The organism is Paraburkholderia sp., assembly GCF_047605525.1.
Classification (GTDB): domain Bacteria; phylum Pseudomonadota; class Gammaproteobacteria; order Burkholderiales; family Burkholderiaceae; genus Paraburkholderia.
Map to the genome: position 1 here is coordinate 20,819 of NZ_JASGFN010000006.1, position 18,285 is coordinate 39,103.

The window sequence follows — 18,285 nt, forward strand, 5'->3', positions numbered from 1 at the left end:
GCTGTCGTGAGCGCCCCCTCTCGTCATCACTAATGATCTTCGAACGCTCCCTCCAGCGCGAACTCGCGTACACGGCTGGCGCCGTGTTCATGGTTCTTCTCACGCTCGTGCTGACGACGATGATGATCCGTATCGTCGGCTTCGCGGCCCAGGGCGAGATCGACCCGCGCGACGTGCTGGTCCTGATCGGCCTCACCGTGATCGGCTATCTGGCCATCATGCTCGTCGCGACGCTGTTCGTGTCGATCCTGTTCGTGCTCACGCGCTGGTACAAAGACTCCGAGATGGTCGTGTGGCTGTCCTCGGGCGTGAGTCTCACGCAATTCATCAAGCCGATCGGCATTTTCGCGACGCCGATCATCATCCTGATCATGTTCTTCGTGTTCGTCGGCTGGCCGTGGTCGAACCAGCAGAACAAGCTGATCCGCGCGCGCTTCCAGCAGCGCGACGAGGTCTCGCTGCTCGCGCCGGGGCAGTTCCGCGAATCGCCCACGACGCACCGCGTGTTCTTCATCGAGAAGATGTCGCCCGACCAGGGACACGTCGAGAACGTGTTCGTCACCAGCACCGAGGGCGGCAAGGTCAACGTGGTGGTGTCGAAGAACGGCCACGTCGAGACGCACAAGAACGGCGACCGCTTCGTCGTGCTGGAGAACGGGCGCCGCTACGACGGCGAGCCGGGCCACCCCGATTTCCGCATCATGGAGTTCGAGCGCTACGGCGTGAAGATCCAGAGCCAGCCGGTCGTCAATACACCGACCACCACGGGTTTGCCGACGCTCGCGCTGCTGCGCAACCCCACCCGGGAGAATCTGGCCGAATTCGCATGGCGCGCGGGGCTGCCGCTGATCGCGATCAACCTGATGCTGCTCGCGATTCCGCTCGCTCACCAGAACCCGCGGCGCAGCCGCACGATCAACCTCGTGATGGCGGTGCTGATCTACCTCACGTATTCGAATCTGCTGAACGTGGTGCAGTCGTGGATCGAGCAGGGCAAGATGTCGTTCGCCGTCGGGCTCGTGATCCTGCACGTGATCGTCCTCGGGATCGTCGCGTTCATCTTCTGGCTGCGGGTGCGCAACCGGCCGCTCTTCACGCGCGCCATGTTCAGCCGTTCGCAGGGAGCCTGACCGATGCGCATCTATGAAAGGTATTTCGCGCGTCAGATCTATCTCACGTTCATCTTCATTCTGTTTGCGTTTTCGGGTCTGTTCTTCTTTTTCGACCTGATCAATGAACTGAATTCGGTCGGCCACGGTAATTACAAGTTCCAGTACGCGGTGCTGCGCGTCGCGCTGCAAACGCCGTCGCGCTTCTACGAGATCATTCCGGTCGCGGCCCTGATCAGCGCGATCTACGTGTTCGCGCAGATGGCGGCGAACTCCGAATACACGATCTTCCGCGTGTCGGGCCTCGCGACCAACCAGGCGTTGCGCTCGCTGCTGAAGATCGGCATTCCGCTCGTGATCGTCACCTATCTGATCGGCGAAGTGGTCGGCCCGTACACGGATCAGCTCTCCGAGCGCGTGCGGCTCGAGGCGCTCGGTTCGTCGGTGTCGAGTAATTTCCAGTCGGGCGTATGGGTCAAGGACACGCTGACCGAGCGCGCCGACGGCGAACAGGTCACGCGCTTCGTCAACGTCGGCGAGTTGAAGCCCGACGCGACGATCAGCAACGTGCGCATCTACGAGTTCGATTCGAAATTCCGGCTCTCGAACGTGCGCATCGCGCAGAGCGGCCGCTATCAGCCGCCGGGCCACTGGCTGCTGACCGGCGTGACCGATACGCAGCTGGTCGACGTGCCGCCTCCTTCGGGCACGCCGGCCGATGCGCTCAACCCGGTCTACCGCGCGAACCAGGTGACGCTGCCCGAGTACTCGCTGCGCTCGGAGCTGACGCCGCAGATTCTGTCGGTGCTGCTGGTGTCGCCGGACCGCATGTCGATGTTCAACCTGTTCCGCTACATCCAGCATCTGACCGAAAATCATCAGGACACCCAGCGCTATGAAATCGCGCTGTGGCGCAAGCTGCTGTATCCGTTCGCGGTGTTCGTGATGCTGGTGCTGTCGCTGCCGTTCGCGTATCTGCATACGCGTGCCGGCGTGGTCGGCATGAAGGTGTTCGGCGGCATCATGCTCGGCATGAGCTTCCAGCTGTTCAACACGCTGTTCTCGCACATCGGCACGCTCAATACGTGGCCCGCGCCATTGACGGCCGCGACGCCGGGGCTCGTGTACCTCGTGCTGGGGCTCGTCGGGCTGAAGTGGGTCGACCGGCACTAAATATGGGCATCGGGAGCTGACGCGATGGCTATGCACGGACTGATTCTGTTTGGCCACGGCGCGCGCGATGCGCGCTGGCGCGAGCCGTTCGAACGGCTCGCCGGCAAACTGCGCGACGCGCGCGCGTCGACGGGCGAAGCGCAAGCGGTGACGCTCGCGTTTCTGGAACTGATGGAGCCCGATCTGCCGGCGGCGGTCACCCAACTCGTCACGCAAGGCTGTGATGCGATCACGGTGGTACCGGTGTTCTTCGGTCAAGGCGGCCATGTCAGGAAGGATTTGCCCGCGCTCATCGATCAGTGCCGCGCGGCTCATCCGGCCGTCGAGATTCGCTGCGCGGTGGCGGTCGGTGAGGATGATTCGGTGCTGGATGCGCTCGCACAGTATTGCTTGCGGCAGGTCTGATTTTTTCTTTATCGGTTGCTCAGACTCGCCGCTGTCGGGTCCTTCCTGCCGAGCGACTTCAGGCCGCGACCAGCATCCCGTTCGATGAGAGTTTCACTTCGATCTGCCGCGCCGCGAACGCTTCGCCGATCATCAGCAGACTCGGCTGCGATGCATCCACCCAACGCTGAGCTTCGCCGGCGGCAAGCTCGTCGAGCGTGAGCGTGAGCATGCGTTCGCGCTCGGTACTGCATGCCTCGACGATCGCGACCGGCGTCGTGACCGGCTTGCCGGCATCGATCAATTGCTGCGCGATCTCGACGCCGCTGTCGCGTCCCATGTAGAACACCAGCGAATCCGCGTTGACCTGCTCGCGGATTTCGTCCGAACCGGGCGCGCGGCTGAAGGTGGCCAGCGCGACGCTGCGCGACACGCCCCGCAGCGTCAGCGAGCGCTTCAGCGACGCCGCGCTCGCGAGCGCGGCGGTGATGCCCGGCACGACTTCATATTCGATGCCCGCGGCTTCGAGCGCGCGCATTTCCTCGTCGGCGCGTCCGAACAGCATCGGATCACCGCCCTTCAGACGCACGACGACGTCATGTTCGAGCGCCGCATCGACGATCTGCTTGTTGATGAACTGCTGGGCCGTCGAGAGTTGTCCGCAACGCTTGCCGACCGCAATACGCTTCGCGCGCGCGGGCGCGTAGTCGAGCATCGCCGCCTCGACCAGCGCGTCGTGCAGCACGACGTCGGCCGCGCCGAGCAGCCGCGCGCCGCGCACCGTAATCAGATCCGCGGCACCGGGGCCCGCGCCGATCAGATAAACCTTACCCATTTACATCAACCTGTTCGTTGGAGCGTGCAGGCGACGCAGTGCGTCGCCGCTTACGCCACTTACGCCGAATATGCGCGGATCATCCCGGCCGCGACGGTATGGTTCGTCGCCTCGTCGATCAGCACGAACGCGCCCGTGCCCTGGTGCGAATCGTACACGTCGCACACGAGCGGCTTCTGCAAGGTGAGCGCGACACGGCCGATGTCGTTCATCGCCAGTTCCTTGCGATCGACGGCCTGCGACAGCGTATGCACGTCGAGCACTTCCCTGATCGACCCGATGCGCGCGAACACCGTGCTGGTGGTCTGCTTCAGCAGATACTTGCGCTGCGTCGACAGCGGCGCGTCGTCGAACCAGCACAGATCCGCTTCGAGTTTCTTCGCCGGTTCCGGCGCGCCGGCGCGCAGCACGAAGGTATCGCCACGCGACACGTCGACGTCTTCCGCGAGACGGATCGTCACCGTCTGGCCGGCGAACGCGCGATCCACCTGCGCGGTGCCGCCGACCACCGGCGCGATGATCTCGGCGACTGTTGCTTCGCGATTCGCCGGCAGCACGACGATCGTGTCGCCGAGCTTCACTTCGCCCGATTCGACGCGGCCCATATAGCCGCGGAAATCGTCGGCCCGGCTGCCGTCCTGACGCGCGACCCACTGCACCGGGAAGCGCAGCGCTTCGCCGCTCGCGGTTTCGACCGGCAGCGCCTCGAGCACGTCGAGCAACGGCGCGCCCGCGTACCACGGCATGCGCTCGCTCGCGGTCACGATGTTGTCGCCCTTCAGCGCCGACACCGGCACGAAGCGCACGTCTTCGAGACCGAGATGGCGCGCGAGCTCGACGTACGCATCGCGAATCTCGTTGAAACGCGCTTCGCTGTAGTCGACGAGGTCCATCTTGTTGATCGCGACGATCACGTGCTGCAGACCGAGCAGCTTGACGATCGCGCTATGACGCTTGGTTTGCGGCAGCAGTTGCGCGACGTCGTTCTCGAACGTCACGCGCGTCGCGTCGACGAGAATGATCGCCGCGTGCGCGGTCGATGCACCCGTCACCATATTGCGCGTGTACTGCTCGTGGCCCGGCGTGTCGGCAATGATGAACTTGCGCTTGGCCGTCGCGAAGTAGCGATATGCGACGTCGATCGTGATGCCCTGCTCGCGCTCGGCTTCGAGGCCGTCGGTCAGCAGCGACAGATCGATTTCGTCGCCGACGGTACGCTTGTTCTTCGCGCGCGACAGCGCGGAAAGCTGGTCGGACAGCACCGCCTTGCTGTCGTACAGCAGGCGGCCGATCAGCGTACTCTTGCCGTCGTCGACACTGCCCGCGGTGATGAAACGCAGCACGCCGAGGTCTTCCGGTTGATGAATACTGCTCATGGTTGCATTGCCCTCGTCTCGTGTGCCTGCTTAGAAATAACCTTGCTTCTTGCGCTGTTCCATCGCGGCTTCGGACACCTGGTCGTCCATCCGCGTCGCGCCGCGTTCCGTGATTTCGGTCACGGCCGTTTCGGCGATGATCTTCTCGACGTCGTCCGCGTCGCTTTCGACCGGGCACGTGCAGCTGATGTCGCCGACGGTACGGAAACGCACGAGCGCCTGTTCGCTCGTCTCGCCCTCGCGCATCGGCGTGAGCGGCGTGACCGGCACGAGCAGGCCGTTGCGGCGCACGATCTCGCGCCGGTGCGCGTAATAGATCGACGGCAGTTCGAGCTGTTCGCGCGCGATGTACTGCCACACGTCGAGTTCGGTCCAGTTCGAGATCGGGAACACGCGCAGGTGTTCGCCGTTGTGCAGGCGCGCGTTGTACAGGCTCCACAGTTCCGGGCGCTGCGCCTTCGGATCCCACTGGCCGAATTCGTCGCGGAACGAGAAGATGCGCTCTTTCGCGCGGGCTTTTTCTTCGTCGCGGCGCGCGCCGCCGATCATCGCGGTGTAGCCGTATTGCTCGATCGTTTCGAGCAGCGTGACCGCCTGCGCGGCATTGCGCGAATCGGTTTCGCGGCGCAGACGCACGGTGCCGCGCCTGATCGAATCCTCGACATGGCCGACCACGAGTTCCGCGCCGATTTCCTGCGCGCGGCGATCGCGAAAGTCGATCACCTCGTCGTAGTTATGGCCGGTGTCGATATGCACGAGCGGGAACGGCAGTTGCGTCTTGCGGTTCGCGCCGAGACCGAACGCCTTCAGCGCGAGCGCGAGCACCACGACGGAATCCTTGCCGCCCGAAAACAGCAGCGCCGGCTTGCTGCATTCGGCGACCAGTTCGCGCAGGATATGGATCGACTCGGCTTCGAGCCAATCGAGGTGATCCATCCGGTTGACCGTGTTGGCAAGGGGAGCGTTGACAGTGGAATCGAGCGTGGTGCTCATAGCAGGGTCCTTCGTTGGTGCGCCCGGCGAGCGTGGATTCGCCTGGGCGGAAGTATTCAAATCGGTATGTGCGCGGGGTGGGCGAGTCATTCGCGGCCTATGCGGCGTTCAGTCGGATAGCCGAAGCTTAGCGCACCGGCCATTCAGGCCGACGCGTTTTCGCCGTGCCCGGCCGCAAGCGGGGTAATCGCCGTGATATGCAGTCCGCATTCCTTCGTGTCGCGCGACTCCCACCACCAGCGCCCCGCCCGGCTGTCCTCGCCGGGGCGAATCGCGCGCGTACACGGCTCGCAGCCGATGCTCGGATAACCGCGCGCGTGCAGCGGATTGACCGGCACGTCGAACGTCTTAAGATAATCCCAGACTTCGGCTTCCGTCCAGTCGGCGAGCGGATTGAACTTGGCGATATTGCGCGCGCCGTCGTGCTCTTCCTCGTGCAGTTCGGCACGCGTGACCGACTGCTCGCGGCGCTGGCCCGTCACCCACGCGCTGACGCCCGCGAGCGCGCGGTTCAGCGGCTCGACCTTGCGGATTTCGCAGCAGCGCTTGCGCAGCTCGACGCTTTCGTAAAACGCGTTCAGGCCGTGCACGCTCACATACTGCCCGACTGCCGCGGCCTGCGGATGAAACTGTTCGATGTCGTAGCCGTAGCGTGCTTTCACGCGCTCGAGCATGCCGAGCGTTTCCGCATGCAGACGGCCGGTGTTCAGCGAGAAAATGCCGATCTTTACGCCACGCGAAAGAATCGCATGCGTGAGCAACATGTCTTCCGCCGCGAGGCTGCTCGCGAGCTTCACGTCCGCGTGGCGCGCGGCGATCGAATCGAGCAGCGCGTCGAGACGCTCGACCTTCGCAGCAAGTTCCGGGTTCAGCGACTGCACGGCGCTCATGCCGGGACCTTGCCCACGGCAACGGCCTGTCCGGCGGCCGCTTGCGCCGCACGGCGGCGGAACAGCGGCGGCGTGTCCACCGCACCCTGATACTGCACGCTGAATTCGTCGAAAGACTTCAGTGCGTCGTTGATGTCCTTGTCGGCGCGCAGCGCGTACGAGTCGAAGCCGCAGCGGAACATGAAGGTGATCTGGTCGCGCAGCACGTCGCCGATCGCGCGCAGCTCGCCCTTGTAGCCATAGCGCTCGCGCAGCAGGCGGCCGATGCTGTAGCCGCGGCCGTCGCGGAACACCGGGAAGTCCACCGCGATCAGCGCGAGCTTGTCGAAGTCGCCGGCGATGTCCGCCGGTTCGTTGTCCGGCGCGAGCCACACGCCGATTTCGGCGGCGCCGCGCGACGCGACGAGCGCATCGCGTTCGGCCTGCCACAGCGCGAGCGGCACCAGCACCTTGCCGGCCGGCAGGTCGCTCACGACCGGCAGCGCGCCGTCTTCGGCCGGGCGCACGACCGTCCAGTCGTCGTCGACGATCGCGCGATTCTTGATGATAGAAGCCATCTGTTCAGTATCCTTTGCGCGGTTACGCGTGAGCCGGTTGACGCGCGGCGTACACGCGCTCCTTGAACGGGGTGATGCCGATACGGTTGTACGTATCGATGAAACGCTCGCCTTCCTGGCGGTTTTCCACGAAGGTGTCGATCACCTTGCTCATCACGTCCGGCATTTCGTCGGCCGAGAACGACGGGCCGATCACGCGGCCCAGATGCGCGCCGGTCGCGCCCGTGCCCTGTTCGCCGCCGAGCGTCACCTGGTACCACTCGGAGCCGTCCTTGTCGACGCCCAGAATGCCGATGTTGCCGACGTGGTGGTGACCGCACGCGTTGATGCAGCCGGAGATGTTCAGCGATACGTCGCCGAGGTCGTACACGTAGTCGAGATCGTTGAAGCGTTCCTGGATCGCGAGCGCGATCGGAATCGACTTCGCATTCGCGAGCGAGCAGAAGTCACCGCCCGGGCACGAGATGATGTCGGTCAGCAAGCCAATGTTCGGCGTCGCGAAACCCTCCGCCCTGGCTTTTTCCCACAGCGCGAACAGGTCGCGCTTCTTGACGTCGGCGAGAATCAGGTTCTGCTCGTGCGACACGCGGATCTTGCCGAACGAATATTCGTCGGCCCAGTCGGCGACCGCTTCCATCTGCGCATCCGTCGCGTCGCCGGGGGCGATCGTGGTCGGCTTCAGCGACAGCGTGACCGACGCGTAGCCAGCCACCTTGTGCGGACGCACGTTGCGCTCCACCCAGCGCGCGAACGCGCGGTTTTCCAGCAGATGCTTTTCGAACGACGCGTCCGTGTCCGGCAGCTTCTCGTAAGCAGGCGGCGCGAAGTACTGCGCGACGCGATCCACTTCGGCCTGCGTGAGCGTCGAAGGACCGTCCTTCAGGTGCTGCCACTCTTCCTCGACCTGCGCGGAGAATTTCTCCGGCGAGAGCGCCTTCACCAGAATCTTGATGCGCGCCTTGTACATGTTGTCGCGGCGGCCGTAGCGGTTATATACGCGCAACACGGCTTCGCAGTAGGTCAGCAGATGCTGCCACGGCAGATCGCGGCGGATGATCGCGCCGACGATCGGCGTACGGCCGAGGCCGCCGCCCGCCAGAATGTCGACCACCAGTTCGCCTTGCGCATTTTTCCTCACATACACGCCCATGTCGTGGATCTGCACGGCCGCGCGGTCTTCCTTCGAACCCGACACGGCGATCTTGAACTTGCGCGGCAGCCACGCGAATTCCGGGTGGAACGTCGACCATTGACGCAGAATTTCGGCCCACGGACGCGGATCGACCACTTCGTCCGGCGCGACGCCGGCGAACTGGTCGGCGGTGATGTTGCGGATGCAGTTGCCCGAGGTCTGAATCGCGTGCATCTGCACGGACGCGAGCTTGCGCAGGATTTCCGGCGTTTCCTCGAGCTTGATCCAGTTGTACTGGATGTTCGAGCGCGTCGAGAAATGGCCGTAGCCGCGGTCGTGTTCGCGCGCGATCTGCGCGAGCACGCGCATCTGGTCGCTGCGCAGATTGCCGTACGGAATCGCGATGCGGTGCATGTACGCATGACGCTGGTAGTACAGGCCGTTCTGCAGGCGCAGCGGACGGAACTCCTCTTCGCTCAATTCGCCCGACAAGCGGCGGCGAACCTGATCGGCGTACTGCGCGACCCGTTCATCGACGATGGTCTGGTCGTACTGATCGTATTGGTACATTCGGGGACCCCAATTTTTCGAAACCTGCGTGACACACGGCGGTCCGGCGGCCGGCGCTCCGGTTCCGCCGCGGCTCGACTATCCGTGTTGGTCAACCGACGCAGACAAGCGTTTAGACCCATCGCTTATTTGCTTATGACAAACACAGATATCCATATTGAAAAAGTTGGACAGATCGTAATAAACTCGCCTTATATTTCAAACGACTAAAAAATTCTTTTTATATGCGGCGAGGTTATATATGAATCTGCACCAATTTCGCTTCGTCCGCGAGGCTGTGCGGCAGAACTTCAACCTCACCGAAGCCGCCAAGGCGCTGTTTACAAGCCAGCCGGGCGTCTCGAAGGCGATCATCGAGCTCGAGGACGAGCTGGGCGTCGAAATCTTCACGCGGCACGGCAAGCGCGTGCGCTCGCTGACCGAGCCGGGCCGCATCATCCTGCAGTCGATCGAGCGAATCCTGCAGGAGGTGGAAAGCCTCAAGCGCGTCGGCAAGGACTACGCGGCGCAGGATCAGGGCAATCTCGTGATCGCCGCGACCCACACGCAGGCGCGCTATTCGCTGCCGGGGGCGATCGCCGAATTCAAGAGGCGCTTCCCCAAAGTCCACCTTTCAATTCTGCAAGGCAGCCCGACCCAGGTCGCCGAGATGGTGCTGCACGACCAGGCCGACCTCGCGATCGCGACCGAGGCGATCTCCACCTATAAGGAACTGGTGTCGCTGCCCTGCTTCCAGTGGCACCACGTGGCGGTGATGCAGCCGGACCATCCGCTGCTCGACCGCAAGCTTCTGTCGCTCGACGATCTGACCCAGTACCCGCTGATTACGTACGACAACGCGTTCGCCGGCCGCACCAAGATCAACGAGGCGTTCCGCCTGCGCGGGCTGCACCCGGACATCGTGCTGGAAGCGATCGACGCCGACGTGATCAAGACCTACGTCGAGCTGGGCCTGGGCGTCGGCATCATGGCGGACATCGCGTTCAACGCCGAGCGCGACCGCCATCTGCGCGCGATGCCGGTCGGCCACCTGTTCGGCAGCAACGTGACGCGCGTCGCGCTAAAACACGGCGCGTATCTGCGCAGCTACGTGTACACGCTGGTGGAACTGCTGTCGCCGAGCCTGAACCGCAAGCTGATCGAGCAGGCGCTGAAGGGCGAGCACGAAACGTACGAACTTTGATCCGCAATCATCCCGCTTGAATCCCGCCCCGCTATGGAGACCTTCTGATGACGTCGCATAACAACAAGCTTCGGAAAACCCTGCGCGGCCTCGCGGCCGCCGCCAGCGCGCTGCTCGTCGCGAGTGCCGCGCACGCCGACCTGAAAGTCGGCATCGACCTGTCGAACACCGGGCCGGCCGCCGTGATCGGCATCACGAGCAAGAACGCGATGCTGATGTGGCCGCAGACGATCGCCGGCCAGAAGGCCGATTACATCTTCCTCGACGACGCGTCCGACCCCGGCAACGCCGTGCGCAACATCCGCAAGCTGATCAACGAGGACCACGTCGACGTGATCGTCGGCCCGAACATCACGCCGGCCGCGATGGCCGCGCTCGATCCGGTCGCCGAAAGCCAGACGCCGATGATCACGCTGATCGGCTCGGCGAGTGTCGTCGAGCCGCAGGAAGGCAAGAAGATCTGGGCCTACAAGATGGCGCAGACCGACAGCGCGATGGCCGACGTGATGACGCGCTACATGTCGAACCACAACGTGAAGACGGTCGGCTTCATCGGCTTCGCGGACGGCTACGGCGAAAGCTGGCTCAACGAATTCAGCAAGTTCGCGGCGCTGCGCCATATCCAGTTGGTCGCGACCGAGCGCTACAACCGCACCGACGCGAGCGTGACCGGCCAGATCCTGAAGCTGATGGCCGCGAAACCCGACGCGATCCTGATCGCCGGCGCGGGCACCCCGACGGTGCTGCCGCAACGCACGCTGATCGAGCACGGCTACAAGGGACCGATCTACCAGACGCACGGCATCGCGACGCCGGAGTTCATCAAGCTCGGCGGCAAGGATGTGGAAGGCACGCTGTTCCCGACGCAGCCGGTCGTCGTCGCGCGCACGCTGCCGGCCGATCATCCGTCGAAGAAGGCGGCGCTCGCGTTCGTCAACGCGTACGAGGCGAAGTACGGGCCGGGCAGCGTCACGCAGTTCGCCGGCGACGCAGCCGGCGTGTATCCGCGCCTGCAGGACGCGGTCGCGCGCGCATTGAAGACCGCCCAGCCGGGCACGCCCGCGTTTCGCGTCGCGTTGCGCGATGAACTCGAGCATGCGCATGAGCTCGTGGTGCCGAACGGCGTCGTCAATACGAGCCCGAAGGATCACGTGGGTCTCGACCAGCGCGCGAGCGTGATGGGCATCATCAGGAACGGGAAGTTCGTTTATCTGAGCCAGTGAGGAACGGCGGGGCGGCACGGGCGCCGTGCCGCGGCTTCAACGCCGTCGTCATGTACTCGGTGGCGAAATCGATAAACGCCCTCACCCGCAGCGGCACTCTGCGTTGCGCGGGATAAATGATCTGCGCGGACAACGGCTTCGCGTGCCATTCCGGCAAGACCCGCACGATGCGTCCCGACGTCAGATCTTCGTCGATCAGCCATTCAGGCAGCACGGCAATCCCGAGCCCCATGCGAACCGCCTCGCGTATGCTCGTCACCCCTTCGGTCACGAACAGGTGCTCGACCCGCAGCGCCTGCGTCGCCGCACCCGAATGGAGCGTGATATCCGTCGTGCCGCCAAACTGATTGCCGGCGAGCCCAACCCACGGCAGCGCGCCAAGATCCTCGGGCTTGCCGGCAATCTTGTGATCCTTCAGAAGCGCGGGTGACGCAACCACATAGCGTCTGATCTCGCCAAGCGGGCGTGCCACGACGCGATCGTCGCTCACCGTCCCCGCGAAAATGCCCGCGTCGCAGCCCTCTTCGATCATGCGCACGGGGCGATTCGAATAGCCCAACTCCATCCGCACGCCCGGATGCGCCTGAATGAAGCTGCTGATGAGGCGGCTGACGACGGACTGGCCGAAATCGATCGTCGAGAACACGCGGATCGTGCCGCTCAGCGCGGTCTGGTCGTTGCGCAAGCGCTGCCCGGATTCCTCGGCGAGCGACAACAGCGCCTGCGCGTCGGCAAGCAACTGATGCCCGAGATCGGTGAGGCTCATGCGATGCGTATCGCGACGCAGCAGCGCCGCGCCGCATTGATCCTCGAGCGCGCGCAACTGGCGGCTCAGCGTGGGTTGGGTCAGACGCAGCTTGCGCGCCGCCGCGGAAATGCTGCCGCTCTCCACGATGGCGACGAAGGCGCGCAGCAGGCCGAGGTCGTCGAAGGGGGTCATACGTTCGAAGCATAACCGATATGCTGGTCATGCGGCTACCGTCTGGGGACGGTGGGCGGGAAGATACACCCATTGCATCACCTACCGCCCAGCCAAAGGAGAGTCACCATGAGCACCCAGGCCAACGTTTCCAAAGTCGCCATCGTTACCGGCGCCTCGCGCGGCATCGGCGCGGCCATCGCGAAGCGCCTCGCCGCGGACGGCATCGCCGTCGTCGTCAATTACGCGGGCCGCGCGGCGGACGCCCAGGCCGTCGTCGACTCGATCGAAGCCGCCGGGGGCCGCGCGGCCACCATTCAGGCCGACGTCGCCGTACCCGCCCAGGTTGCGGCGTTGTTCGATCAAACCGTCACGCTGTTCGGCGGCGTCGATATCGTCGTCAATAACGCCGGCATCATGCAGCCGGGTCTGGTTTCGCTCGTCGATACCGACGACACCCTGTTCGACCGTCTCATCGCGATCAACCTGAAGGGCACGTTCAACACGCTGCGCGTCGCCGCGAAGAAGTTACGCAGCGGCGGTCGCATCATCAACTTCTCCAGCAGCGTGCAGGCGCTCGCGCTACCCGGCTATTCCGTCTATGCCGCCACCAAGGCCGCGGTCGAAACGATGACGAACATCTTCGCGAAGGAGCTGCGCGGCCGCCACATCACCGTGAACGCCGTGGCGCCCGGACCGACCGCGACCGAACTGTTCCTCAAGGACAAGACACCCGAGCAGGTCGAACACCTCGCGAAGATGCCGCCGCTCGAACGCCTCGGCCAGCCCGAGGACATCGCGGCCGTGGTGTCGTTCCTCGCCAGCGACGCGGCCGGCTGGGTCGACGGTCAAACGCTGCGCGTGAACGGCGGGATCGTCTGAGCGTGACCGGCGGATGCCGACGCCGCGTTCATATGGATGACGCGCGAAGACTCGCACTGGCGCAACACGATGATGATCCATCGCCGGAAAATTGCCGCTCCGCCATTGCCGTCATCCGACTCAGGTATGCTGGGCGTCATTTGGACAGCTTCCGCTCAAGGGGAGAACATGCGGCGCGTTGTATTCAATCAGAAAGGTGGCGTGGGCAAGTCGACCATCGTCTGCAACCTGGCGGCCATCAGTGCGAGCGAAGGCCTGCGCACGCTGGTTATCGACCTGGACGCCCAGGCGAATTCAAGTCAATACCTGCTCGGGCCGCAGGCCAACGAAGTCCATCCCACCGTCGCCGGCTTCTTCGAAACCGCGCTCTCCTTCAGCTTCAAGCCCGTGGAGGCCACTGCCTTCATTCATCCGACGCATTTCGAGAACCTCGACGTGATGCCCGCTCACCCCGATCTCGACACGTTGCACGGCAAGCTGGAATCGCGCTACAAGATCTACAAGCTGCGCGACGCGCTCAACGAGCTCGACATGTACGACGCGATCTATATCGACACGCCGCCGGCGCTGAATTTCTACACCCGCGCCGCGCTGATCGCGGTCGAGCGTTGTCTGATTCCGTTCGACTGCGACGATTTTTCGCGTCGCGCGCTTTATACGCTGCTCGAAAACGTGAAGGAGATCCGCCAGGATCATAACGACGCGCTGGAAGTGGAAGGGATCGTCATCAACCAGTTCCAGCCGCGCGCGAGCCTGCCTCAGAAACTGGTCGACGAACTCATCAGCGAGGGCTTGCCGGTACTGACCTCGCGGTTGTCGTCGTCCGTGAAAATTCGCGAATCGCATCAGCAGGCGACGCCGGTTATTCACCTCGATCCGGGGCACAAGCTTTCGCAGAAGTACCGGGCTTTGCATCGCGAGCTGAGCAAATAGCCCATTGCGCGCGGAAGTCGGATCTCGAGATTCTGTTCCGCCGCTATCAGGCGAACAGGATGACCGCGGTTGTGATCCCATTACGCAGCACGTGCACGGCAACGGTGGCGATAAAGGGGCGTCCGTTGCGCCTGTCTTCAATGACGAAGACCGTGGCCAATATCACACCCACGAGCATTGTCAACACGACGTATGGCCCGCTGTAGTGTTATGACCGAGGCCGAATATCAGCGCCGAAATACCAATCGCGATGCCCGTCTTGCAACGGAGTCGTTTCAGTAGCGGAATCCATTGTTTTTGTCCTCGGCTGAGACAGGTCTCGAGATTACTGACCTGTCGGCCATCTTACGCGAAGCGCAAGCAACGCAGCCACGCTTGAATCCAATTTGCCCGCAGATTTGAGGGCCTCTCGAAACCGCGGCCGGCTTTACCGTACCAATTCGATTTCCACTTGCCCGCAACTCGCGGAGTCAGGTCGCCACGCTTTGGCAATCTGTCACCCAGCTTGAGCTGACACAGGTTTTGCTCGCTCAACGCTCCCCCCACCACCCTCTCGCTCATCCCGCCGCCCTTCCCGGCACGCGCATTCGTAACCTCTCAAAATCACCTTGACAAGTTACATACCCAATGAGTAACCTTCAAACATCAAATTTAGAGGTTGCTCAGCGGCATCGACAACGATCGAAGGAGCAACAGGAATGAACCCCGGTAACGTGAATGTGGTGCTCGCGCACGGCGCATGGGCGGACGGCTCGAGCTGGAGCAAGGTGATCGATCGGTTGAACGCGCAGGGCATCCATGCGATCGCGGCGCCGCTGCCGCTGACGTCGCTTGCCGACGACGTGGCCGCGCTCGAGCAGACAATCGAACGCATCGAAGGGCCGGTCGTCCTAGCAGGCCATGCGTATGCGGGCGCCGTGATCGGAGCGGCACGATCCGAGGCCATCGAAGCATTGGTGTTTATCGCCGCGCTCGCACCCGACGCGGGCGAAACAGTCGGCGACGTGTTCTATCGCGGCACCCAGCATCCGCAAGCACCGAAGCTGGCGCCGGATCGGCACGGCCGGATATGGCTGGCGGAACACGACTTCGCGGCCGCGTTCGCACAGAACGCGACGCCGCGGGAGTCGGCGGTACTCGCCGCGGTGCAGCGCCCGATCGCGGTTGCGTGCATCGGCGAGCCGGTCGCCCGCCCGCTTTGGAGAGATATGCCGAGCTGGTATCTGATTGCCGGGCAGGACCGGATGATCGATCCGGACACGCAGCATTTCATGGCGGATCGCATGAACGCCCACCTGCACGCGTATCAGGTCGATCACACGCCGCTCGTCACCGCGCCGGACGTGGTAACGAGCGTGATCCTCGACGCGGTCCACGCGATATCGGCCCACTAGGTTCGCTGGCGACTTTTCATCCCACCGGCCACTCGCCGCCTTCCATCGTCAATTGCAGCTTCGAGAGCCGCGTTGACTCATCGAGAGAGAAACCATGCCATCCATCGCCTACCGTTATGCCGACGTCGACCAGTTCAAGGTGTTCTATCGCGAAGCGGGTCGAGCCGGCGCGCCGAAACTGCTGCTGCTCCACGGCTTTCCGAGTTCGAGCCATATGTTTCGCGACCTGATCCCGAAGCTGGCCGATCGCTTTCATATCGTCGCGCCGGATCTGCCCGGCTTCGGACTGTCCGACATGCCGTCGCGCGACAGCTTCGCCTATACGTTCGACAACATCGCCAACGTGATCAACCGCTTCACCGAAGTGACCGGTTTCGATCGTTACGCGGTCTATGTGTTCAACTACGGTGCGCCGACCGGCTTCCGTCTTGCGCTGAAGCACCCCGAGCGCATCACCGCGATCATTTCGCAGAACGGCAACGCCTACGAGGAAGGACTGAGCGACGGCTGGAATCCGATTCGCGCGTACTGGCGGGATCCGTCGCAAGCGAATCGCGATGCACTGCGGGCGTTGCTCACGCATGAGACGACCGTATGGCAATACACGCACGGCGTGAGCGATACGACATCGGTGTCGCCCGATGGTTATTCCCTCGATGAGTTTTATCTGAGCCGCCCCGGCGCGCACGACGTGCAACTCGATCTGTTCCGCGACTATCGAAGCAATGTCGCGCTATACCCGACGTTCCAGCAGTACTTCCGCACGCATCAACCACCGTTCCTCGCCGTATGGGGCAAGAACGATCCGTTCTTCCTGCCGCCGGGCGCGGAAGCATTCCGTCGCGACATGCCACGAGCAGTCGTGCGCTTCCTCGACACCGGCCATTTCGCGCTGGAGACCCATGCCGCCGAAATCGCGGACGCGATTGCCAGTTTTCTGACTCGCTGACGTACGCAGATACGCTCAGCAAGCCGGTTGACTGTTCGCCGGATCGAATATGTCCATGACCCAAGGAGAAGTGACATGGCCGCAAAAGTAGCTATCGTGACGGGCGCGAGCCAAGGTATCGGCCGATCGACCGCGATCAGACTCGCACACGATTTCGAATCGATCGTGCTGGTTGCGCGCAACCGCGAAAACCTCGAGCAGACCGCCGCGGAGGTCGCGAAGGCCGGCGCCACGCCGCTCGTGCTCGACCTCGATCTGTCCCAACCCGACGCCGCGCGGAAAGTTGTCGAGCAAACGCTCGCGACGTTCGGGCGAATCGACGCATTGCTGAACATCGCGGGCGCGGTGCCGCAGATCGATATCCTGGAGATGACCGACGAACAATGGGACAACGGTCTCGCATTGAAGCTGCACGGCGCGCGACGTTTGACGATCGCCGCATGGCCCGCGTTGAAGGCGTCTTCGGGGTCCGTGGTTCTGATGTCGGGCAATTCCGCGTTGTTTCCGAAGGCGCCCTATGCCGCCGTCGGTACGATCAACGCGGCAATCGTGGCGCTTGCGAAGGCGTTCTCGGACCGTGGCATTACCGACGGCGTACAGGTCAACAGCGTATTGCCCGGCCCCGTTATGACGGGCCGTCGGCAATCGTATCTGGAACATTGGGCGCCGCTGCACAACATGACCGTCGAAGAGGCGACCGCGAAATTCCCCGCGCAAGCCGGTATCGCGAGGTACGGCACGCCAGAGGAAATTGCGGAATTGATGGCGTTTATCGTGTCGCCGGCGGCTCGCTGGATGACGGGGTCGACCTTGAGGATGGACGGCGGCGAAGTCAAATCGATCTGATCGCAAATGCCGCGCGTGCGGTGGAGCGATTAACGCCGCGCCTGCGCGCGAAAGATCACCGATGCGGCCCGGCCGGTTCGCGGATGCAAAGGCTCCCGCATCTCCCGAACGATCAGCCCGCTAGTCCATATCGATTCGAGCCATGTCTGCAAGGTGCGGAAATACCACGGCGGGCATCGCTGAAGGCGTCGCCAAACCTCGCCCACGAACCGGTTCTCTTGCTATCGCCAGGCAGTTCGATATCCATAGCCCGTTTCGTCCCCTGTCCGTTCGTACCGATGCACGGCATCAGCGATCTGCATCAGAAAAGATGTCCGAACGACTGGCGATAGCGGTCAGATAAGCCTGGCTTCCCGAATGCTCTCGAGGAACGCACGCGTTCTTCGACGAGACCTCGCGCGCGAAGCCGTTTGCGATCAATAACCCGGCACCACCTTCATCTGCCGCCGCAGCAACAGATAAAACGCGGCCCCATGCGCAATCATCAGCACGGGCACATAGATCACCGGAATCGCATACATGGCACCCAACTCGCCCGCCCGCGCGGGAAGATCGGCTTGAACAGCATGGTAATAATCGAGGATAAGGTCGGTCGTTCCCACCACATTGAAAGCCACGACGAACGACCAGAACAGCGGCCGTAGGCGCACCGCGAGTAACGCCAGCATCGCCAGCACCGCGGTTGCGAAGTCACCGTATGCGGCGAATACGGCAAAGCTCGCCGGAAGATCGGCACCCACGACGCCCGGCAGCATGAAGACCAGACCGAAAAAGCGGAAGCTGTGCAAAGTGGCGATCGCGCGCTGGGCGTCGAACGGATCCATCGCCCTGAGCCTGGGCCATACGTAGGCGCCGAAACACAGCAGCCATGCTACGTAACCGAGAACGAGATGCAGTTGAAAAAGAAGTTGCGGCGACATGGAGCCTCCTGAACCGG

The 18,285-nt window shown here is 63.4% G+C and carries 19 protein-coding genes; 10 read left to right on the top strand and 9 right to left on the bottom strand.

The annotated features are described in order from the left end of the window. Positions 1-32: 32 nt before the first annotated feature. Genes lptF through QM685_RS10435 form a run of 3 tightly spaced genes read left to right on the top strand, consistent with a single transcriptional unit; the run spans position 33 to position 2,687 of the window. Positions 33-1,130, top strand: a complete 1,098-nt coding sequence (gene lptF, locus QM685_RS10425) for an LPS export ABC transporter permease LptF (RefSeq protein WP_415115452.1) — start codon at positions 33-35, stop codon at positions 1,128-1,130. Between the two features lie 3 nt (positions 1,131-1,133). Then, entirely contained in the window at positions 1,134-2,282 is a 1,149-nt protein-coding gene (gene lptG / locus QM685_RS10430; RefSeq protein WP_415115455.1) for an LPS export ABC transporter permease LptG, read from the top strand. Positions 2,283-2,306: 24 nt separating this feature from the next. Continuing rightward, positions 2,307-2,687 carry a sirohydrochlorin chelatase gene (locus QM685_RS10435; protein WP_415115457.1) on the top strand — a complete coding sequence of 127 codons (381 nt, stop codon included), beginning with the start codon at positions 2,307-2,309 and terminating at the stop codon, positions 2,685-2,687. A 58-nt stretch (positions 2,688-2,745) separates the two neighbouring features. Here the strand turns inward: QM685_RS10435 and cobA are convergent, their stop codons facing one another. The 6 genes from cobA to QM685_RS10465 form a co-directional block, all read right to left on the bottom strand. Continuing rightward, positions 2,746-3,501 carry a uroporphyrinogen-III C-methyltransferase gene (gene cobA / locus QM685_RS10440; RefSeq protein ID WP_415115459.1) on the bottom strand — a complete coding sequence of 252 codons (756 nt, stop codon included), beginning with the start codon at positions 3,499-3,501 and terminating at the stop codon, positions 2,746-2,748. A 59-nt stretch (positions 3,502-3,560) separates the two neighbouring features. After that, entirely contained in the window at positions 3,561-4,877 is a 1,317-nt protein-coding gene (locus tag QM685_RS10445; RefSeq protein WP_415115461.1) for a sulfate adenylyltransferase subunit 1, read from the bottom strand. Positions 4,878-4,907: 30 nt separating this feature from the next. Further along, positions 4,908-5,870, bottom strand: coding sequence for a sulfate adenylyltransferase subunit CysD (cysD, locus tag QM685_RS10450; RefSeq protein WP_415115463.1), 963 nt, complete (start codon positions 5,868-5,870; stop codon positions 4,908-4,910). Between the two features lie 143 nt (positions 5,871-6,013). Next, a complete protein-coding gene (locus QM685_RS10455) occupies positions 6,014-6,760 on the bottom strand; it encodes a phosphoadenylyl-sulfate reductase (RefSeq protein WP_415115465.1) in 747 nt (248 codons plus the stop codon). Further along, positions 6,757-7,317 (bottom strand): DUF934 domain-containing protein, encoded by a 561-nt coding sequence (locus QM685_RS10460; RefSeq protein WP_415115467.1) that lies wholly within the window; start codon positions 7,315-7,317, stop codon positions 6,757-6,759. The genes QM685_RS10455 and QM685_RS10460 overlap by 4 nt, the downstream gene beginning before the upstream one ends. A gap of 22 nt (positions 7,318-7,339) precedes the next feature. Then, complete coding sequence (locus QM685_RS10465; RefSeq protein ID WP_415115469.1) at positions 7,340-9,019, bottom strand: nitrite/sulfite reductase; 1,680 nt, start codon at positions 9,017-9,019, stop codon at positions 7,340-7,342. Positions 9,020-9,260: 241 nt separating this feature from the next. Here QM685_RS10465 and QM685_RS10470 point away from each other — a divergent pair, with 241 nt between their 5' ends. Continuing rightward, positions 9,261-10,202, top strand: a complete 942-nt coding sequence (locus tag QM685_RS10470; protein WP_415115471.1) for a CysB family HTH-type transcriptional regulator — start codon at positions 9,261-9,263, stop codon at positions 10,200-10,202. A 47-nt stretch (positions 10,203-10,249) separates the two neighbouring features. After that, positions 10,250-11,425, top strand: a complete 1,176-nt coding sequence (locus QM685_RS10475) for an ABC transporter substrate-binding protein (RefSeq protein ID WP_415115473.1) — start codon at positions 10,250-10,252, stop codon at positions 11,423-11,425. Here QM685_RS10475 and QM685_RS10480 read toward each other — a convergent pair. Then, positions 11,391-12,365, bottom strand: a complete 975-nt coding sequence (locus QM685_RS10480) for a LysR family transcriptional regulator (RefSeq protein ID WP_415115475.1) — start codon at positions 12,363-12,365, stop codon at positions 11,391-11,393. The genes QM685_RS10475 and QM685_RS10480 overlap by 35 nt on opposite strands. Before the next feature lie 108 nt (positions 12,366-12,473). On the opposite strand from QM685_RS10480, the gene QM685_RS10485 reads away from it, so the two are divergent. Together QM685_RS10485 and QM685_RS10490 are read left to right on the top strand one after the other, a co-directional pair. Further along, positions 12,474-13,226, top strand: a complete 753-nt coding sequence (locus QM685_RS10485) for an SDR family oxidoreductase (RefSeq protein ID WP_415115477.1) — start codon at positions 12,474-12,476, stop codon at positions 13,224-13,226. A gap of 168 nt (positions 13,227-13,394) precedes the next feature. After that, positions 13,395-14,159 carry a ParA family protein gene (locus QM685_RS10490; protein WP_415115479.1) on the top strand — a complete coding sequence of 255 codons (765 nt, stop codon included), beginning with the start codon at positions 13,395-13,397 and terminating at the stop codon, positions 14,157-14,159. 46 nt (positions 14,160-14,205) lie between these two features. Here QM685_RS10490 and QM685_RS10495 read toward each other — a convergent pair whose 3' ends face one another. Further along, complete coding sequence (locus QM685_RS10495) at positions 14,206-14,346, bottom strand: hypothetical protein (RefSeq protein WP_415115481.1); 141 nt, start codon at positions 14,344-14,346, stop codon at positions 14,206-14,208. A 511-nt stretch (positions 14,347-14,857) separates the two neighbouring features. Here QM685_RS10495 and QM685_RS10500 point away from each other — a divergent pair. The 3 genes from QM685_RS10500 to QM685_RS10510 all read left to right on the top strand — a co-directional run bounded on the left by QM685_RS10500 (position 14,858) and on the right by QM685_RS10510 (position 17,348). Beyond that, positions 14,858-15,553 carry an alpha/beta fold hydrolase gene (locus QM685_RS10500; protein WP_415115483.1) on the top strand — a complete coding sequence of 232 codons (696 nt, stop codon included), beginning with the start codon at positions 14,858-14,860 and terminating at the stop codon, positions 15,551-15,553. 94 nt (positions 15,554-15,647) lie between these two features. Further along, positions 15,648-16,502 carry an alpha/beta fold hydrolase gene (locus QM685_RS10505; protein ID WP_415115485.1) on the top strand — a complete coding sequence of 285 codons (855 nt, stop codon included), beginning with the start codon at positions 15,648-15,650 and terminating at the stop codon, positions 16,500-16,502. 75 nt (positions 16,503-16,577) lie between these two features. Next, entirely contained in the window at positions 16,578-17,348 is a 771-nt protein-coding gene (locus tag QM685_RS10510; protein ID WP_415115487.1) for an SDR family oxidoreductase, read from the top strand. Between the two features lie 416 nt (positions 17,349-17,764). Here QM685_RS10510 and QM685_RS10515 read toward each other — a convergent pair whose 3' ends face one another. Further along, the gene (locus tag QM685_RS10515; protein WP_415115489.1) at positions 17,765-18,268 is read right to left on the bottom strand and encodes a hypothetical protein; all 504 of its coding nucleotides are present in this window, start codon (positions 18,266-18,268) and stop codon (positions 17,765-17,767) included. Positions 18,269-18,285: the final 17 nt, after the last annotated feature.

Coding starts and splice junctions, on each gene's coding strand:
- lptF (WP_415115452.1), top strand. CDS start 33: ATGATCTTCGAACGCTCCCTCCAGCGCGAACTCGCGTACACGGCTGGC.
- lptG (WP_415115455.1), top strand. CDS start 1,134: ATGCGCATCTATGAAAGGTATTTCGCGCGTCAGATCTATCTCACGTTC.
- QM685_RS10435 (WP_415115457.1), top strand. CDS start 2,307: ATGGCTATGCACGGACTGATTCTGTTTGGCCACGGCGCGCGCGATGCG.
- cobA (WP_415115459.1), bottom strand. CDS start 3,501: ATGGGTAAGGTTTATCTGATCGGCGCGGGCCCCGGTGCCGCGGATCTG.
- QM685_RS10445 (WP_415115461.1), bottom strand. CDS start 4,877: ATGAGCAGTATTCATCAACCGGAAGACCTCGGCGTGCTGCGTTTCATC.
- cysD (WP_415115463.1), bottom strand. CDS start 5,870: ATGAGCACCACGCTCGATTCCACTGTCAACGCTCCCCTTGCCAACACG.
- QM685_RS10455 (WP_415115465.1), bottom strand. CDS start 6,760: ATGAGCGCCGTGCAGTCGCTGAACCCGGAACTTGCTGCGAAGGTCGAG.
- QM685_RS10460 (WP_415115467.1), bottom strand. CDS start 7,317: ATGGCTTCTATCATCAAGAATCGCGCGATCGTCGACGACGACTGGACG.
- QM685_RS10465 (WP_415115469.1), bottom strand. CDS start 9,019: ATGTACCAATACGATCAGTACGACCAGACCATCGTCGATGAACGGGTC.
- QM685_RS10470 (WP_415115471.1), top strand. CDS start 9,261: ATGAATCTGCACCAATTTCGCTTCGTCCGCGAGGCTGTGCGGCAGAAC.
- QM685_RS10475 (WP_415115473.1), top strand. CDS start 10,250: ATGACGTCGCATAACAACAAGCTTCGGAAAACCCTGCGCGGCCTCGCG.
- QM685_RS10480 (WP_415115475.1), bottom strand. CDS start 12,365: ATGACCCCCTTCGACGACCTCGGCCTGCTGCGCGCCTTCGTCGCCATC.
- QM685_RS10485 (WP_415115477.1), top strand. CDS start 12,474: ATGAGCACCCAGGCCAACGTTTCCAAAGTCGCCATCGTTACCGGCGCC.
- QM685_RS10490 (WP_415115479.1), top strand. CDS start 13,395: ATGCGGCGCGTTGTATTCAATCAGAAAGGTGGCGTGGGCAAGTCGACC.
- QM685_RS10500 (WP_415115483.1), top strand. CDS start 14,858: ATGAACCCCGGTAACGTGAATGTGGTGCTCGCGCACGGCGCATGGGCG.
- QM685_RS10505 (WP_415115485.1), top strand. CDS start 15,648: ATGCCATCCATCGCCTACCGTTATGCCGACGTCGACCAGTTCAAGGTG.
- QM685_RS10510 (WP_415115487.1), top strand. CDS start 16,578: ATGGCCGCAAAAGTAGCTATCGTGACGGGCGCGAGCCAAGGTATCGGC.
- QM685_RS10515 (WP_415115489.1), bottom strand. CDS start 18,268: ATGTCGCCGCAACTTCTTTTTCAACTGCATCTCGTTCTCGGTTACGTA.